At 67.6% G+C, this 16,805-nt stretch carries 12 protein-coding genes and 1 pseudogene; 7 read left to right on the top strand and 6 right to left on the bottom strand.

Annotated features, from left to right (window positions below; translation table 11 throughout):
* Positions 1 to 198, bottom strand: a pseudogene (locus tag A9513_RS19180) (termination factor Rho); the annotation flags it as partial.
* A 204-nt stretch (positions 199 to 402) separates the two neighbouring features.
* On the opposite strand from A9513_RS19180, the gene A9513_RS19175 reads away from it, so the two are divergent.
* Entirely contained in the window at positions 403 to 2,862 is a 2,460-nt protein-coding gene (locus tag A9513_RS19175; RefSeq protein WP_065085295.1) for a glycogen/starch/alpha-glucan phosphorylase, read from the top strand.
* A 4-nt stretch (positions 2,863 to 2,866) separates the two neighbouring features.
* Here the strand turns inward: A9513_RS19175 and A9513_RS19170 are convergent, their stop codons facing one another.
* Positions 2,867 to 3,271 carry a hypothetical protein gene (locus tag A9513_RS19170; protein ID WP_037016902.1) on the bottom strand — a complete coding sequence of 135 codons (405 nt, stop codon included), beginning with the start codon at positions 3,269 to 3,271 and terminating at the stop codon, positions 2,867 to 2,869.
* Positions 3,272 to 3,452: 181 nt separating this feature from the next.
* Between A9513_RS19170 and A9513_RS19165 the strand changes: the two genes are divergently transcribed.
* The 6 genes from A9513_RS19165 (at position 3,453) to glgB (ending at position 12,734) form a co-directional block, all read left to right on the top strand.
* Positions 3,453 to 3,971, top strand: coding sequence for an MgtC/SapB family protein (locus tag A9513_RS19165; RefSeq protein WP_024762551.1), 519 nt, complete (start codon positions 3,453 to 3,455; stop codon positions 3,969 to 3,971).
* Positions 3,961 to 4,227, top strand: a complete 267-nt coding sequence (locus tag A9513_RS19160) for a hypothetical protein (RefSeq protein WP_024762552.1) — start codon at positions 3,961 to 3,963, stop codon at positions 4,225 to 4,227. Before A9513_RS19165 ends, A9513_RS19160 begins: the two co-directional genes overlap by 11 nt.
* Entirely contained in the window at positions 4,215 to 5,096 is an 882-nt protein-coding gene (locus tag A9513_RS19155; protein ID WP_065085294.1) for a Ku protein, read from the top strand. Before A9513_RS19160 ends, A9513_RS19155 begins: the two co-directional genes overlap by 13 nt.
* A 119-nt stretch (positions 5,097 to 5,215) precedes the next feature.
* Positions 5,216 to 7,198 (top strand): alpha-1,4-glucan--maltose-1-phosphate maltosyltransferase, encoded by a 1,983-nt coding sequence (locus A9513_RS19150; protein WP_065085293.1) that lies wholly within the window; start codon positions 5,216 to 5,218, stop codon positions 7,196 to 7,198.
* Between the two features lie 17 nt (positions 7,199 to 7,215).
* Positions 7,216 to 10,563 carry a maltose alpha-D-glucosyltransferase gene (treS, locus tag A9513_RS19145; RefSeq protein WP_065085292.1) on the top strand — a complete coding sequence of 1,116 codons (3,348 nt, stop codon included), beginning with the start codon at positions 7,216 to 7,218 and terminating at the stop codon, positions 10,561 to 10,563.
* On the top strand, positions 10,560 to 12,734 hold the full coding sequence (gene glgB, locus A9513_RS19140; RefSeq protein ID WP_065085291.1) for a 1,4-alpha-glucan branching protein GlgB: 2,175 nt from the start codon (positions 10,560 to 10,562) through the stop codon (positions 12,732 to 12,734). The genes treS and glgB overlap by 4 nt, the downstream gene beginning before the upstream one ends.
* A gap of 152 nt (positions 12,735 to 12,886) precedes the next feature.
* Here the strand turns inward: glgB and A9513_RS19135 are convergent, their stop codons facing one another.
* Genes A9513_RS19135 through A9513_RS19120 form a run of 4 tightly spaced genes read right to left on the bottom strand, consistent with a single transcriptional unit; the run spans position 12,887 to position 16,741 of the window.
* Entirely contained in the window at positions 12,887 to 13,852 is a 966-nt protein-coding gene (locus A9513_RS19135) for a lysylphosphatidylglycerol synthase domain-containing protein (protein WP_065085290.1), read from the bottom strand.
* Complete coding sequence (gene clsB, locus A9513_RS19130) at positions 13,849 to 15,048, bottom strand: cardiolipin synthase ClsB (protein ID WP_024762557.1); 1,200 nt, start codon at positions 15,046 to 15,048, stop codon at positions 13,849 to 13,851. The genes A9513_RS19135 and clsB overlap by 4 nt, the downstream gene beginning before the upstream one ends.
* The gene (locus tag A9513_RS19125) at positions 15,045 to 15,827 is read right to left on the bottom strand and encodes an endonuclease/exonuclease/phosphatase family protein (protein WP_065085289.1); all 783 of its coding nucleotides are present in this window, start codon (positions 15,825 to 15,827) and stop codon (positions 15,045 to 15,047) included. The genes clsB and A9513_RS19125 overlap by 4 nt, the downstream gene beginning before the upstream one ends.
* The gene (locus A9513_RS19120) at positions 15,824 to 16,741 is read right to left on the bottom strand and encodes a DUF72 domain-containing protein (protein WP_065085288.1); all 918 of its coding nucleotides are present in this window, start codon (positions 16,739 to 16,741) and stop codon (positions 15,824 to 15,826) included. Before A9513_RS19120 ends, A9513_RS19125 begins: the two co-directional genes overlap by 4 nt.
* Between the last annotated feature and the right edge of the window lie 64 nt (positions 16,742 to 16,805).

Here is a 16,805-nt window from a genome sequence, read left to right as displayed (position 1 = left end):
CTTCCGRYCTGCGGTGGCGCTTTTCTGCTGGCCCGAGCCGCCCTTGCGCTCGCCGCCGCCGGACTGCTTGTTCACGGTCGCCCAGGCTCGCGCCTCGGCTTCCGCCCTGGGCACGCCGCGCTCTTCGTAGCTTTCCTCGATGTGCTCGGCCTTGCGCTTCTGCTTCTCGGTGTACTTGCCTTTGTCGCCGCGCGGCATGGTGGTTCTCCTGTCTCTGATTAGCTGGCAGCCCTTTGCCAAGGGCCACATGAGGGGAGAAACCGCTCGTCGCCGATGGTTCGGCGTTTCTGATGAACGGGCCGTGCCGGTCGGCGAAAAGGTCTGAACTCATGGATTTCGCCGGGGACTGATGCACTGGGCACCTCGCGTACCCGCAGCCACCGGCAACCAGAGGAGACGGCAATGGCCCTGGACAGCATTCCCGATCAGTCGGAAGTCGAGACCTTCAAGCATGCGGTGCTCACCCGCCTGCGCTACGCAGTCGGCAAGGATCCGGCCGACGCTTTCGACCACGACTGGTTCGAGGCGGTGGCCCTGGCCGCACGCAAATACCAGGTCGACAACTGGGAGGAGACCACCCGCGCCATCGACCGCAGCGCCCGCAAGCACGTCTACTACCTGTCGCTGGAGTTCCTCATCGGCCGCCTGCTGATCGACAACCTGAGCAACCTGGGGTTGCTGGAGGTGGCGCGCCAGGCCCTTTCGGAGCTGGGCGTGGACCTCGACCGCGTACGCCTGCTGGAGCCCGACGCCGCGCTGGGCAACGGCGGCCTGGGGCGGCTCGCCGCCTGCTTCATGGAGAGCATGGCGACGCTGGACATCCCCGCCCACGGTTACGGCATCCGTTACGAGCACGGCCTGTTCAAGCAGGTGATCGGCGACGGCTGGCAGCAGGAGCACACCGAAACCTGGCTCGACTTCGGCAACCCCTGGGAATTCGAGCGGCCCGAGTGCAGCTTCAGCGTCGGCTTCGGCGGCAGCGTCCACAGCGAGCGCGATGCCCACGGGGTCGAGCGGCAACGCTGGGAACCGGCCGAGCGCGTGCGTTCGGTGGCCTACGACATGCCGGTGGTGGGCTGGCGTACCGCCAGCGTGAACACCCTGCGCCTGTGGCGCGCCCGTGCCGAGGAAACCCTGCGGCTGGACCGCTTCAATGCCGGCGACCACCTGGGGGCGGTGGCGGATACGGTGCGTGCGGAAAGCATCTCGCGGGTGCTCTACCCGGCGGACAGCACCGAGGCGGGCCAGGAGCTGCGCCTGCGCCAGGAGTTCTTCTTCGTCAGCGCCTCGCTGCAGGACCTGATGCAACGTCACCTGGGGCAGGGCGAGGACGTCTTCGGCCTGCCCGAGCGGGTGGCCATCCAGCTCAACGACACCCATCCGGCCATCGCCGTCGCCGAGTTGATGCGCCTGCTGCTGGACGAGCGCAGCCTGGACTGGGACGACGCCTGGGCGCTGACGGTAGCGACCCTGTCCTATACCAACCACACGCTGCTGCCCGAGGCGCTGGAATCCTGGCCGGTGAGCCTGATGGAGCGCCTGCTGCCACGGCACATGCAGATCATCTACCTGATCAATGCCTTCCATATCGACGCGCTACGTGCCAAGGACATCCACGATTTCGCCCTGCTGCGCTCGGTCTCGCTGATCGAGGAGGACCACGGCCGCCGCGTGCGCATGGGCAACCTGGCGTTCCTCGGCTCGCACAGCGTCAACGGCGTGTCGGCGCTGCACACCGACCTGATGCGCGAGACGGTGTTCCGCGACCTGCACCGGCTCTACCCGGAGCGCATCAGCAACAAGACCAACGGCGTGACCTTCCGCCGCTGGCTGTTCCAGACCAACCCGGAACTGACCCGGCTGCTGATGGAAAACCTCGGCGACGAGGTACTCGACGAGCCCGAGCAGTATCTGCCGGCGCTGGCCGAGCTGGTGGAGAAGTCCTCGGTGCGCCAGCGCTTCGCCCAGCAGCGGCGCAATGCCAAGGAACGCCTGGCGGCGCTGGTCGAGGAGCGCCTGGGCGTGCGCATCGACCCGGACGCGCTGTTCGACGTCCACGTCAAGCGCATCCACGAATACAAGCGCCAGTTGCTCAATCTGCTGCATACCGTGGCGCTCTACCAGGACATCCGCAACGACCCGACCACCGACCGCGTGCCACGGGTGAAGATCTTCGCCGGCAAGGCCGCGCCCAGCTACACCGTGGCCAAGCTGATCATCAAGCTGGCCAACGACATCAGCCGGATGGTCAACGGCGACCCCACGGTGCGCGGGCGGCTCAAGGTGGTATTCATCCCCAACTACAACGTCAGCCTGGCGGAATCGATCATCCCGGCGGCGGACCTGTCCGAGCAGATTTCCACGGCGGGGCTGGAGGCCTCCGGCACCAGCAACATGAAGTTCGCCCTCAACGGCGCGCTGACCATCGGCACGCTGGACGGCGCCAACGTCGAGATGTGCGAGCGCATCGGCGCGGAAAACATGTTCATCTTCGGCCTCAAGGCCAAGCAGGTGGAGGCACGCAAGCGCGCTGGCGACTTGTCGATGCATGCCGAGATCGCCGCCTCGCCGCGGCTGGAGGAGGCGCTGCGGGCGATCAGCTCCGGGGTGTTCTCACCGGACGATCCGCAGCGCTATACCGGCCTGGTCGATGCGCTGGTCAGCGACGACCGCTTCCTGGTCTGCGCCGATTTCGACGCCTACTGGGACGCCCAGGAAAAGGTCGAGGAGCTTTGGCGAAAACCGGCGCGCTGGTGGAAGGCCTCCATGCTCAATACCGCCAGGGTCGGCTGGTTCTCCTCGGACCGGACCATCCGCGAGTACGCCAGGGATATCTGGAAGGTGCAGGCCGCGGAGGACTGAGCCGTCACCAGAAACCGCCGGCATGCCGGCGGGAGGCGTAGTCCAAATGCAGCGCGAAAGCCTCCTGGAAGAATTCCAGCAGGCGGGTGTCGAGCACCCTCTCGTTGAGCGAAGCGATGGAGCCGACCACCCGCTGCACGTCGGCATCGGTCTCGCCGCAGCGGTTCTCATGGCACAGCCGCTGCGTGCTCGGGTCGGCGCTGATGCGACAGACGCAGTCGGCTGCCTGGCAGGCATCGCGCACGGACAACACCAGTTCGGGCAGGTGGCGCCGACCCTCTCGCAGCTCGACGCTGCACTCCAGGCCGTGGTCGCGGGCGAACTCGCCGGCTCGGGCGAAGGCCGGCAGGGCGACCTCCACGAGGGCCTTCTGGTAGTCGTTGGCGAAACGCTTGGGGTCGATGCTCATTCCGGTCTCCGGTGCTGAGGGAACGTTGGCCGGCAGTGCTGCGCCGGGTATGAGCGATGGACCGCGCCGGTGGCGAGCTGCACGGATTTTCCGCCGGGCGGTGGAATCGCCGGCGAATTTTCAGCAAACCAATTGCGCGGTCGGCGGGTCTGCACCCTTAAGAGGGACTGCGGAGCCTGTCATGGACACGTTGGATCGCATCTGGGTGACGCTGGTCGCCGAATTCTCCGACCTGAGCGAAGTCGAGCAGATCACCCGCGCCTCGCTGCGCCTGACGCTCGCCGTGGTGCTGGGCGGCGTGGTCGGCTACGAGCGGGAAAGCCAGGGCAAGGCCGCCGGCTTGCGCACCCACATGCTGGTCACCCTGGGCGCTGCGCTGTTCGTGATGGCGATCCATGAGGGCGGTGCGCAGGCCGATGCGGTCAGCCGGGTGATCCAGGGGATCGCCGCCGGTATCGGCTTCCTTTGCGCCGGCACCATCCTCAAGGGCAGCCAGGTGTCCGAGGTGAAGGGGCTGACCACCGCCGCCGGGCTGTGGCTGAGCACGGCCATCGGGATCAGCGTCGGGCTCGGGCACTCCGCCACGGCAGTGCTGGGTACGCTGCTCGCGCTGCTGGTGCTGCATGTTCTGCCACGCTGGCTGGAACGCAACCGACCGCCTGCCGAGCAGGCGGCGAGAGAGGACCGCGATGTTCCGTGAATTCGCCCAGGCCTGCGCCTGGACCGATGCGATGCTGGAGAACGGCTGCTACACCGGCCTGATCGAGTACCAGGTGACCCGCCAGGGCGCACCGGTCGAGGTGCTCTGGGTCTACGCACCCGGCAGCCGCAACGTGTCGGAGGCGGAGTGGCAGGCGCAGCGCATGCTCGAGCGGATCAGCGACATCGACAGCGCCGGCCGCGTGCATTTCGACGACGGCATCATCCTGCAGGAGAGTTACCCATGGCCCGTGTGATCTGGAAAGGCGCCATCAGCTTCGGCCTCGTACACATCCCGGTGGCGCTCAACAGCGCCGCGCGTTCCAGCGCCACCGACTTCGACTGGCTGGACGAGCGCAGCCTGGAACCGGTGGGCTACAAACGGGTGAACAAGATCACCGGCAAGGAGGTGCCCAGGGAACACATCGTCAAGGGCGTGGAGCTGGAGAAGGGCCGCTACGTGGTGATCAGCGAAGAGGAGATTCGCGCCGCGCGGCCCGAGGCGACCCAGACCATCGACATCCTCGGTTTCATCGAGATCGCCGAGATTCCCGTGGCGTTCTACGACTCCCCGTATTACCTGACGCCCGAGAAGCGCGGCGAGAAGGTCTACGTGCTGCTGCGCGATACCCTGCGGAAGACCGGCAAGGCGGCGGTCTGCCAATTGGTGATGCACAGCCGTCAGCACCTGGCGATGCTGCGCGACGACGGCGATGCCATCCTGCTGATGACCCTGCGCTGGCCGGCGGACGTGCGCGAGGTGGACGAACTAGGCCTGGCGCTGGACAAGGTCAAGCTGGACAAGCGCGAAACCGAGATGGCCGAACGCCTGGTCAAGGACATGAGCGGCCGCTGGTCGCCCGCGGATTACCAGGACGAGTTCAGCGCCGAAATCCACCGCCTGGTGGAGCAGAAGGCCGCCAGGGGCCAGCTGGAGAACGTGCCGCAGGCCCAAGCGAAAGCCAGCGAAGGCGCCGACATCATCGACCTCACCGAACTGCTCAAGCGCAGCCTCAAGGGCGCAGCAAAACCGCGCAGCGCCGCCAGCTCCGCGAAGAAAACGACCGCTACGCCGGCGAAGAAGAGTGCCACGAGCAAGGCCGTGCCCAGGCGCAAGAGCTCCTGAAACGACCACTGGCGCAATTAGCCTGAACTTGCCGAAGCCCTGCCGTTCCCAATGCCTGTAGCGAGCAATCCACCCACGAGCGCGCATCCGGCGCGCACCGCAGCGAGGAGGGCGCCGCGATGGAACTGGAGAATCCGGCCGACCGGGCCGAGGTTGCCGCCAACGAGGCGCGCATCGTCATCGAAGAGGTAGCGCCGCGCCTGGAAGGTGGGCGCTTCGCCGCCAAGGCCATCGTGCACCGGGCCTCGCGCATCCATGCGCGGATCTTTGCCGATGGCCACGACAAGCTGGCCGCCGAGGTTGCCTGGCGCGAAGGCAAGGGCCAGCCCTGGCAGAAAACACCCCTGCAGCACCTGGGCAACGATCACTGGGAGGCGGATATCACGCCGACCCGAATTGGCCGCACGGAATTCATCGTCCTGGCCTGGATCGACAGCTACGCCAGCTTCCGCTACGAACTGGAGAAGAAATACGCCGCCGGCCAGTTGCTGGACCTGGAGTTCCGCGAGGGCCTCGACCTGTTCCAGGAGGTACTGCACCACGCGCCACAGGATGGCGCGGCGGAGCTGGGCGAAATCCTCCGCAGCCTGCAGGACACCACCGAGCGGGAGGCGCGCTTCGGCCTGTTCATGGCCCCGCGGACCCTGGAGCTGATGCAGCGCGCCGAACACCGTCCGCACCTGACCCGCAGCCTTACCTTCGAGCTGGACGTGGAGCGCCCGCTGGCCGGGTTCGCCAGCTGGTACGAGCTGTTCCCCCGCTCGGAAAGCCCGACACCCGGCCAGCACGGCACCTTTGCCGACGTTCACCGGCGGCTGCCGGAGATCGCCGCCATGGGCTTCGACGTGCTGTACTTCCCCCCGATCCACCCCATCGGCCGCACCCACCGCAAGGGCCGCAACAACAGCCTGCAGGCCGGCCCCGACGACCCCGGCAGCCCCTACGCCATCGGCAGCGAGGAGGGCGGCCATGACGCCGTGCACCCCGAGCTGGGCAGCCTGGACGACTTCCGCGCTCTGGTGGACGCCGCCCGCGGGCACGGCCTGGAGATCGCCCTGGATTTCGCCATCCAGTGCTCGCCGGACCACCCCTGGCTGCGCGAGCACCCCGGCTGGTTCAGCTGGCGCGCGGACGGCAGCATCCGCCACGCGGAGAACCCGCCAAAGAAGTACGAGGACATCGTCAACGTCGATTTCTACGCCGCCGACGCCATTCCCGATCTCTGGCTCGGCCTGCTGGGTGTGGTGCAGGGCTGGGTGGAGCAGGGCGTCAACCTGTTCCGCGTCGACAACCCGCACACCAAGCCGCTGCCGTTCTGGGAATGGCTGATCGCCGAAGTGCGCCGCGAGCACCCGCAGGTGATCTTCCTCGCCGAGGCCTTCACCCGCCCGGCGATGATGGCGCGCCTGGGCAAGGTCGGCTTCAGCCAGAGCTACACCTACTTCACCTGGCGCAACACCAAGGCGGAGCTGGAGGAGTACCTCACCGAACTGAATGAGCCGCCGCTGCGCGACTGCTACCGGCCGAACTTCTTCGTCAACACGCCGGATATCAACCCCTACTTCCTGCAACGCTCCGGCCGCGCGGGCTTCCTCATCCGCGCCGCCCTGGCGACCATGGGCTCGGGGCTGTGGGGGATGTATTCGGGCTACGAGCTGTGCGAGGCCGACCCGGTGCCGGGCAAGGAGGAGTACTTCGACTCCGAGAAGTACCAGCTGCGCCAGCGCGACTACCACGCGCCCGGCAACATCGTCGGCGAGATCACCCGGCTCAATCGCATCCGCCGCGAGAACCCGGCGCTGCACAGCCACCTGGGCTTCAAGGCCTACCCCGTCTTCAACGACAACATCCTGCTGTTCGGCAAGCGCAACGCCGACCTGTCCAACTTCATCCTGGTGGCGGTCAGCCTCGATCCGGAGCACGCCCAGGAGGCGGACTTCGAGCTGCCGCTGTGGGAATTCGGCCTGCCCGATGACGCGCCCATGGGCGGCGAAGACCTGATGAATGGTCACCGCTGGACCTGGCACGGCAAGCGCCAGTGGATGCGCATCGAGCCCTGGCACCTGCCGTTCGGCATCTGGCGCCTGCATCCCGAGCAATGACTTCCAGGAGCGCGACCATGGCCAAGCGCAAGACCCGCCCCTTTCTCGATGACCCGCTCTGGTACAAGGACGCGGTCATCTACCAGTTGCACGTAAAGTCCTTCTTCGATGCCAACAACGACGGCATCGGCGATTTCCGCGGCCTGATGGAGAAGCTCGACTATATCGCCGAGCTGGGTGTGAACACCCTCTGGCTGTTGCCGTTCTACCCCTCGCCACGGCGTGACGATGGCTACGACATCGCCATGTACAAGGGCGTCCACCCGGACTACGGGACCCTGGCCGACGCCCGCCGCTTCATCGACGCGGCGCACCAGCGCGGCCTGCGGGTGATCACCGAACTGGTGATCAACCACACCTCCGACCAGCACCCCTGGTTCCAGCGCGCGCGGCGGGCGAAGAAGGGCTCGCAGGCGCGCAACTGGTACGTCTGGTCCGACGATGACAGCAAGTACGAGCAGACGCGGATCATCTTCATCGACAGCGAACAGTCCAACTGGACCTGGGACCCAGTGGCCGAGCAGTACTTCTGGCACCGCTTCTACTCGCACCAGCCGGACCTCAATTTCGACAATCCCCAGGTGCTGCGCGCAGTGCTCGGGGTCATGCGCTACTGGCTGGACATGGGCGTCGACGGCCTGCGCCTGGACGCCATCCCGTACCTGATCGAACGCGACGGCACCAACAACGAGAACCTTCCCGAGACCCATGTGGTGCTCAAGCGCATCCGCGCCGAGCTGGATGCGCATTACCCGGACCGCATGCTGCTGGCCGAGGCCAACCAGTGGCCGGAGGACACGAGGCCGTATTTCGGCGCAATGGACGGTGCCACTGAGGGCAGCACCGGTGACGAATGCCACATGGCCTTCCACTTCCCGCTGATGCCGCGCATGTACATGGCCATCGCCCAGGAAGACCGCTTCCCGATCACCGATATCCTGCGCCAGACGCCGTCGATTCCGGACAACTGCCAATGGGCGATCTTCCTGCGCAACCACGATGAGCTGACCCTGGAGATGGTCACCGACGACGAGCGCGACTACCTCTGGAACTACTACGCCGCCGACCGCCGCGCGCGCATCAACCTGGGTATTCGCCGCCGTCTCGCCCCGCTGGTGGAGCGCGATCGCCGGCGCATCGAACTGCTCCACAGCCTGCTGCTGTCGATGCCCGGCACGCCGACCCTGTACTACGGCGACGAGATCGGCATGGGCGACAACATCTACCTGGGCGACCGCGACGGCGTGCGCACACCGATGCAGTGGTCGGTGGACCGCAATGGCGGCTTCTCCCGCGCAGACCCCGCCAGCCTCGTGCTGCCGCCGATCCTCGACTCGCTCTACGGTTACCAGAGCGTCAATGTCGAGGCCCAGGCGCGCGACCCGCACTCGCTGCTCAACTGGATGCGCCGCATGCTGGGTGTCCGCAAGCAGCAGAAGGCCTTCGGCCGCGGCAGCATCAGCATGCTGTCGCCGCCCAACCGGCGCATTCTTGCGTACCTGCGCCAGTACCGCCCGGAGGGCGAGGGTGCCAGCGAGGAGAGCATCCTTTGTGTCGCCAACCTGTCCAGTGCCGCCCAGGCGGTCGAGCTGGACCTGTCGGCCTTTGACGGCCGTGTCCCGGTGGAAATGCTCGGTGGCTCGTCCTTCCCGCCGATCGGGCGGATGACCTACCTGCTGACCCTGCCGCCCTATGGCTTCTACTGGTTCTACCTGGCCGACAGCCAACAGATGCCGGCGTGGCACGTGAAGCCGGTGGAGCGCATGCCCGAACTGCCGACCCTGGTACTGGCCCAGCGCCTGGCGGAGATCGCCAGCGGTGCGCCGCGCGAGCTGCTGGAGAGCGACTCGCTGCCACGCTACCTGCCCAAGCGCCGCTGGTTCGCCAGGGGGCGGCTGGAGGCCGGCAGCGCCCGTCTGCTCTACGCCATGCCGCTGGGCGAGGCCGATGCCGCACCAATGCTGGCGGAAGTGGAAGTCAATGGCGCGGACGGCGCCGAGCATTACCAATTGCCGCTGGCCGCCGTGCCGGAGAAGGGCGCCGCCGGCAACGATCTGCCCCAGCAACTGGCCCTGGCCCGGCTGCGCCGTGGGCGCAAGGTCGGCCTGCTCACCGATGCCTTCGCCTTGCCGGCGTTCAGCCGTCTGGTGCTGCGCCTGTTGCGCGAGACCTCGACGATGCAGGGCCCTGCGGGCGAGCTGCAGTTCCTGCCACAGCCGGGGCTGCTGCAGTACGGCGACATCGACGATGAAGCGGAAATCCGCGTGCTCGGCGTCGACCAGTCCAACAGCTCTGCGCTGATCGGCAACAAGCTGCTGCTCAAGCTGCTGCGCCGGGTGTTCCCCGGCGTGCACCCGGAAGCCGAGATGGGCGGTTACCTGAGCCGCCGCGGCTTTGCCAACATTGCACCGCTGCTGGGCGAGGTGCGCCGCATCGACGCCCTGGGCCAGCCGCATACCCTGTTGCTGCTGCAGGGTTACCTGAGCAACCAGGGCGATGCCTGGAGCTGGACCCTGAACCAGCTGGAGCGCGCCATGCGCGACGGCCTGTCGCCGGCAGTGGAAACACCCGGGCCGGAGTTCGATGTCATGGAGGAACTGCGCCTGTTCGCCGGACGGCTTGGCCAGCGCCTGGGTGAAATGCACCAGCTACTGGCCGAAGCCACCGACGAGCCGGAGTTCGGCCTGCACCGCAGCGGTGCTGTCGACAGCGGAGCCTGGAGCAACAGCATCGGCGCGCAGCTCGAACAGGCGCTGGAGACCCTGCGCCACGCCCGCGCGAGCCTGGACGAGCAGGGCGGCGCGATGGCCGACTGGCTGCTGGAGCATCGCGGAGAACTGCTGCAAGCCATCGGCAACCTGGCGCGGCTGGCGGAGGGTGGCGTGATGATCCGCGTCCATGGCGACCTGCACCTGGGCCAGGTCCTGGTGGTGCAGGGCGATGCCTTCCTGATCGATTTCGAAGGCGAGCCGAATCGCCCGCTGGTCGAACGCCGCCAGCGCCACAGCCCGTTGAAGGACGTCACCGGCGTACTGCGCTCCTTCGACTACGCCGCCGCCATGGCCCTGCGCAGCGCCCAGGGCACCGAGGCGCCGGCCGAGGTCCAGGCGGCCAGGGCGGAACTGGCTCTGCGCTACCGTCGCGACGCCCGCGACGCCTTCCTCGAAGCCTACCGGGCGGCCGCCGCCGGCCTGCCCCATGAATGGCACGGCCGTGAGGGGGAGGGCGCCGCCCTGGCGCTGTTCAGCCTGGAAAAGGCCGCCTACGAAGTGCTCTACGAAGCCGGCCACCGCCCCGACTGGCTGGAAGTCCCCCTGCAAGGGCTGTTCGAACTGGCGCGACACTTACTCGGAGGACGCACATGACCCTGCGCAGCGACCTGGACCACCTGCAGCGTGGCCATCACGCCGATCCCTTTGCCTTCCTCGGCCCGCACCGCGACGAAGGTGGCGAGCAGGTGCGCGCCTGGCTGCCGGGTGCGCTGGCAGTGGAATTGCTGTCGCCGCAGGACGAAATCCTCGCCGCCATGGACGCAGTGGACGCCAGCGGGCTGTTCGTCGCCCGCCTGCCGGCCAAGGCACCGTACCGCCTGCGGATCCACTGGCCGGAGCACGAGCAGGTGAGTGAAGACCCCTACGCGTTCGGGCCATCGATCAGCGAACTGGACCTCTACCTGTTCGCCGAGGGCAACCACCGCCAACTGGGCAAATGCCTGGGCGCCCAGGCGATGCAGATCGACGGCGTGCCAGGCGTGCGCTTCGCCGTCTGGGCGCCGAATGCGCGGCGGGTGTCGGTGGTCGGCGATTTCAATGGCTGGGACGGCCGCCGCCACCTGATGCGCCTGCGCTATCCCGCTGGCGTCTGGGAGCTGTTCATCCCGCGCCTGCAACCGGGCGAGGTCTACAAGTACGAACTGCTCGGTCCGGATGGCCTGCTGCCGCTCAAGGCCGACCCCGTGGCGCTGGCCACCGAAATGCCGCCTGCCACCGGCTCGCGCGTGCCGGACCCGACGCCTTTCCCCTGGCAGGACCAGTCGTGGATGCAGCAACGCCGCGAGCGACAGGGCGTGGACCGGCCGCTGTCGATCTACGAACTGCACGCCGGCTCCTGGCAATGGGTGGAGAACCGCGCGCCGACCTGGGATGAGCTGGCCGACCGGCTGATCCCCTACATCAGCGACCTGGGCTTCACCCACATCGAACTCATGCCGATCATGGAGCACCCCTTCGGCGGCTCCTGGGGCTACCAGCCGCTTTCGCTGTTCGCGCCCACCGCACGCTACGGCAGCCCGGCGGACTTCGCGCGCTTCGTCGACCGCTGCCACCAGGCCGGAGTCGGCGTGATCCTCGACTGGGTACCGGCGCATTTCCCCACCGACGCCCACGGCCTGGCGCACTTCGACGGCACCGCGCTGTACGAATACGCACATCCCTTCGAGGGCTTCCACCCGGACTGGGATACCTACATCTACAACCTCGGCCGCAACGAGGTGCACGGTTTCATGTTGGCCTCGGCGCTGCATTGGCTGCGCGAGTACCACATCGACGGGCTGCGGGTGGATGCCGTGGCGTCGATGCTCTATCGCGATTACTCGCGCAAGGACGGCGAATGGATCCCCAACCAGCACGGTGGCCGCGAGAACCTCGAGGCCATCGAATTCCTCCGTCACCTCAACAGCGTGGTACAGGCCGAGGCGCCGGGCGCCCTGGTGATCGCCGAGGAATCCACCGCCTGGCCGGGCGTCAGCCGCTCCACCGAGGAGGGCGGCCTGGGCTTTGCCTACAAGTGGAACATGGGCTGGATGCACGACAGCCTGGCGTACATCCGCGAGGACCCGATCAACCGCGGCTACCACCACCAGAAGCTGACGTTCGGCCTGCACTACGCCTTCTCCGAGCACTTCATCCTGCCGATCTCCCATGACGAGGTGGTGCACGGCAAGGGTTCGCTGCTGGGCAAGATGCCAGGCGACCGCTGGCAACAGTTCGCCAACCTGCGCTTGTACCTGGCCTTGATGTGGACCCATCCGGGCAAGAAGTTGCTGTTCATGGGCTGCGAGTTCGGCCAGTGGCGCGAGTGGGACCACGACGGCCAACTGGACTGGTACCTGCTGCGCTACGCCGAGCACTTCGGCGCGCAGGCGCTGATCCGCGAGCTCAACCGGCTGCTGCGCGAAGAGCCCGCGCTGCACGCCTTCGACGACCGGGCCGAGGGCTTCCACTGGCTGATCGGCGACGACCAGCGCAACAGTGTCTACGCATGGCTGCGCCTGGCCGGCGACGGCGCGCCGGTACTGGTCGTGCACAACTTCACGCCGGTGCCGCGCCCGCACTATCTCGTTGGCGTGCCGCTGCCAGGGCGCTGGGAGGTGCTGCTCAACAGCGACGCCGACTCCTTCGGCGGCTCCGGCGCGGGCAGTCGCGGGATGGTGGAAAGCGATCCGCAGGCATCCCATGGGCAGGCCCAGTCCCTGGCGCTGGACCTGCCGCCGCTGGGCTGCCTGATCCTCCGGCCCGAAGGGCAGGGTCAGCCCTAGCGCGGCGTCAAAACGATCGCGGACAGCGTTCGCTCAGGAGCCCCTCTCCCGCAAGCGGGAGAGGGGCTCGTGTGGGGCAGGATGACTCTTCGGCGACAGCCGGCGGGGCCTGCTCCCTTGGGGCGGCTGCGTATCGTCGAATCGCACCGGCGTCACGAAGCGCGCGCCGCCTCCCGTCGCTCATCCCGGCGCTTGAGCTTCTTCGCGTGGCGCTCCAGCCACAGGTAGACCGCGCAGGCCAGCAGCAGTGGTATGAGAAAATACAGCAGCCGATAGCCGATCAGTGCCGCCACCAGTTCGCCGCGGGAGAAGTGGTCGCGCAGCACGGTGATGAACACGGTCTCAATCACCCCCAGCCCGGCCGGCACGTGCAGGACGACACCGGCGATGCTGCTGATCATCAGGGTCGCCAGCACTTCCGGGTAGCTCGCCGAAGCGGGCAGCAGGCTATAGATCAGCAGCGCCATCATCGACCAGTTGCTCGCCCCGAAAAGGCCCTGCAGGGCGGCCAGCCGCCAGCTCGGCAGCTTGAGCCGGTAGCGTTTCCAGCCCCAGGCGCGGCGGCGGGCAAAGCGGCAGGCCAGCAGGTAGGCCGCGCCCAGCACCAGCAGCAGAACGCCGATGGCCCGCAAGCCACCCTGGCCGAGGGACCAGCTCTGCGGCAGGTCGGGGAAGCCGCAGACGAACAGCCCGCCGGCCAGCAGCAGATAGCCGTACCAGTTGGTGATCAGGCTGAAGGTGAGGATGCGCGTGATGTCCCCGGTACTCATGCCCAGTCGCCCGTAGAGGCGGTAGCGCAGGGCGATGGCGCCGACCCAGGAGCTGAGGTTAAGGTTGAAGGCATTGCAGACGAAGGCCACGGTGAACACCCGCCGCACCGGCAGCGGATGGCCGATATAGAAGCGGCTGAGCACGTCGAAGCTGCTGAAGATGGCGTAGCTGCAAAGGGCTATCAGCATGCCCAGCGCCAGGGTGCTCGGTCTGTACTCGCGCAGCAGGCGGAACACCTCGTCCCAGTCGGTGGCGCGCAGCAGCAGGAACAGCAGCACCGGCAGGGCGATCAGCAGGGCAATGTTGAAAACGCGGTTGGCGCGCCTCCAGAAGCGCTTGCGGTTCATGGCTGCACCTGCGACTGGCCGGGCTCTTCGTCGAGGCTGGCTGGGCTGAGAATCTGCCGGTGCGCCGGCAATTGCCCGGCGATCGCCGGGAAGTGGCGCAGGAAGTGGAAGCTGGCGAATACCAGCGGCGCCCGCCACCAGTAGCCACGCCGCGCATACTGGCGGGTCACGCGGCGGCAACTCTGGTTGGCCAGTTGCTCCAGGTGGTCGTCCAGCCCGGCGCAGAAGTCGCCGTCCTCGATCATCAGGTTGCCTTCCAGGTTCAGCGACAGGCTCAGCGGGTCGAGGTTGCTCGAGCCCACCGTCGCCCAGCGCCGGTCCGCCACCGCGACCTTGCCGTGCAGCGGGCGGTCGCAGTATTCGTGGATTTCCACGCCATCGCGCAGCAGGGTGTCGTAGAGCAGCTTGCTGCACAGCCGCACCAGCGGCATGTCCGGCAGGCCCTGGAGGATCAGCCGCACCCTGACCCCGCGCCTGGCTGCATCGCGCAGGGCGCGCAGCAGGCGATAGCCGGGGAAGAAGTAGGCGTTGGCGATCAGCAGCCGCTCCTTCGCCTGGCCGATGGCGCGCAGGTAATGCTGCTCGATCTCGGTGCGGCGGTAGAGGTTGTCGCGGATTGCCAGGCAGGTTCGGCATGGGCCGGCCACGCCGCCGGGATGCACGGCGTCGGCGGCGGGAATGTCACCATACTGGCTGAGCAGTTCCAGGCAGGCGCGGCGGACGTCTCCCACGCCGGGGCCCTCGATCCGCACTGCGTAGTCCTGCTTGGCCATGGGGCCGAAGTCGGCCAGGTGGTCGGCGCTGAAATTGATCCCGCCGACGAAGGCCTGCGCGCCATCGACTACCACGTGCTTGCGATGCAGGCGGCGGAACAAGTTGGTACGCATGCCCAGCAGCGGCGGCTGCGGGTCGAACAGGTGCAGGCGTACGCCGGCGTCCAGCAGGCCGCCCAGGTAGCTCGCGTCCAGGTCCGGCGTGCCGTAACCGTCCGCGATCACTTCGACACGCACGCCGCGCCCGGCTGCATCGATCAGTACCTGGCGCAGACCACGGCCCACCTTGTCGTCGCGCAGGATGAAGGTTTCCAGCAGCACCTCGTGCCGCGCCTGCTCGATGGCGCGAAAGACGCTGGGGAAGAAATCCTCGCCATTGATCAGCAGTTCGACCCGGTTGCCGTCGCGCCATACCTCGTTCATAGCGAAACCTCGGCGAGCAGCGGCAGGTGATCGGACAGATGCGGCCAGGGCTTGCGGTTGAGCACCTCGCTCAGGGTGACCCGCAGGTGCCGCACATAGATGCGGTCCAGCCGCAGCAGGGGCCAGCGCGCCGGAAAGCTGCGCGGCTCGCCGCCACTGGCCAGGAATGCCGGCTGCAGGCCGCAGCCGGCCAGAACGCCGGTGGCGCGGCAGCGCCAGTCATTGAAGTCGCCCGCGACGATGACCGGGTCGTTGGCCGGCAGTTCGCCTATCAGGGCGCAGAGCAGCTGCAGTTGCCGTTGCCGCTGTGCTTCATGCAGGCCCAGGTGCACGCACACCGCGTGCAGGGCGCGCTCGCCGGGCAGGTCGATCTGTGCGTGGAGCAGGCCGCGCTCCTCGGTGCCGGCCTCGGAGACGTCGCGATTGTCCCAGCTGCGGATCGGCAGGCGCGAGAGCAGGGCGTTGCCGTGGTGGCCTTCGGGATAGACGGCGTTGCGTCCGTAGGCGAAGGCCGGCCACATGCTGTCGGCGAGGAACTCGTACTGTGGTCCGCTCGGCCAGTTCGGATGGCGTTCGGCGTGCAACTGGTGTTCGCCGTGGACTTCCTGGAGAAACACCAGGTCCGCCGAGGTGGCGCGCACCGCATCGCGCAGTTCGTGGAGGATGAAGCGGCGGTTGAAGGCGTTGAAACCCTTGTGGGTGTTCACCGTAAGCATCCGCAGCCGCGTATTGCCCTGCTCAGCGGCGGGCACCAGAGGGGCGCGTTCGGCCTGGCTCATGCCCAGTCTCCCGCCGGTTGGCCGGGTTCCTGTCGCCCCTTGAGCTGCAGATCGAGCAACCTCATCAGCTTGCTGGCGTCGTAGGGCGCGCGGACCTTGATGTCGTTGTCGAAATAGCAGAACACCTCGCGCTGCCGGCGATCGCCGCGGGTGGCGCCGTCGAACAGCTCCGCGTCGGCGGGTTGCAGCCCGCGCCGCCAGCGGGCTACGCGCTCGCTCCAGCGCTGGAGGGCGGCGTCGCCATAGCCGCTGGCGTAGAGTTCCTTGTCGCCGTGCAGGCGCAGGTAGACGAAGTCCCTGGCGGTGAGGTCCTCGCCGTAGGGCCACTTGCGCGGTGCGTCGGCGAAGACCAGGGCGACGCCGTGCTGACGCAGCTGCCGGGCGAATTGTGCGCAGGCGAAGCTGGCATGGCGAACTTCCATGGCATGACGCAGCGGGCGCCGCTTCAGCGACCGGGGCCAGTGCGGCGGCCGACGGCTGGCGGAGGCCTTCGCCAGGTCCAGCGCGGCCTCGCTGGTGCGCGGCAGCAGCGCCAGAAAGCTTTCCACCACGTCCTCGTCGTACTGCAGGCTGGGCGGCAGTTGCCAGAGCAGCGGCCCGAGCTTCTCGCCCAGCTCCAGGGGGCCGGAGGCGAAGAAGTTGGCGAGGCCTTCCTCGGCATCGCGCAGGCGCCTGATGTGGGTGATGTAGCGCGGGCCCTTGAGGCTGAAGACGAAACCTTCGGGCGTGTCCTGCGCCCACCGGCGGTAATACTCGGGCTTCTGCAGCGAGTAGAAGGAGCCGTTCAACTCGATGCTGTTGAAGGCGCGGGAGGCGTAGCGCAGCTCGTCCTTCTGGCGCAGTCCCTGCGGGTAGAAGTCGCCGCGCCAGGGCGCATAGCGCCAGCCGGAAATGCCGATGTGCAGGGCCTTCATCGGCTCAGCCCGCCGGGTGGCGGAGGCTTGGGCGGGAGGCGGCTGGTGGCATCGGGTTCTCCTT

Origin of the sequence: Pseudomonas sp. AU12215 (assembly GCF_001675465.2) — a bacterium.
In the GTDB taxonomy this organism is placed as follows: domain Bacteria; phylum Pseudomonadota; class Gammaproteobacteria; order Pseudomonadales; family Pseudomonadaceae; genus Pseudomonas; species Pseudomonas nitroreducens.
Note: the sequence above shows the minus strand (reverse complement) of the source record. Positions and strands in the feature narration are given on the sequence as shown.

Bases quoted from the DNA above. Each gene is read 5' to 3' on its own strand.
- A9513_RS19170 (WP_037016902.1), bottom strand. From the start codon at position 3,271: ATGAGCATCGACCCCAAGCGTTTCGCCAACGACTACCAGAAGGCCCTC.
- A9513_RS19135 (WP_065085290.1), bottom strand. From the start codon at position 13,852: ATGAACCGCAAGCGCTTCTGGAGGCGCGCCAACCGCGTTTTCAACATT.
- A9513_RS19155 (WP_065085294.1), top strand. From the start codon at position 4,215: ATGGCCCGTGTGATCTGGAAAGGCGCCATCAGCTTCGGCCTCGTACAC.
- A9513_RS19120 (WP_065085288.1), bottom strand. From the start codon at position 16,741: ATGAAGGCCCTGCACATCGGCATTTCCGGCTGGCGCTATGCGCCCTGG.
- A9513_RS19125 (WP_065085289.1), bottom strand. From the start codon at position 15,827: ATGAGCCAGGCCGAACGCGCCCCTCTGGTGCCCGCCGCTGAGCAGGGC.
- clsB (WP_024762557.1), bottom strand. From the start codon at position 15,048: ATGAACGAGGTATGGCGCGACGGCAACCGGGTCGAACTGCTGATCAAT.
- A9513_RS19160 (WP_024762552.1), top strand. From the start codon at position 3,961: ATGTTCCGTGAATTCGCCCAGGCCTGCGCCTGGACCGATGCGATGCTG.
- A9513_RS19175 (WP_065085295.1), top strand. From the start codon at position 403: ATGGCCCTGGACAGCATTCCCGATCAGTCGGAAGTCGAGACCTTCAAG.
- glgB (WP_065085291.1), top strand. From the start codon at position 10,560: ATGACCCTGCGCAGCGACCTGGACCACCTGCAGCGTGGCCATCACGCC.
- A9513_RS19150 (WP_065085293.1), top strand. From the start codon at position 5,216: ATGGAACTGGAGAATCCGGCCGACCGGGCCGAGGTTGCCGCCAACGAG.
- treS (WP_065085292.1), top strand. From the start codon at position 7,216: ATGGCCAAGCGCAAGACCCGCCCCTTTCTCGATGACCCGCTCTGGTAC.
- A9513_RS19165 (WP_024762551.1), top strand. From the start codon at position 3,453: ATGGACACGTTGGATCGCATCTGGGTGACGCTGGTCGCCGAATTCTCC.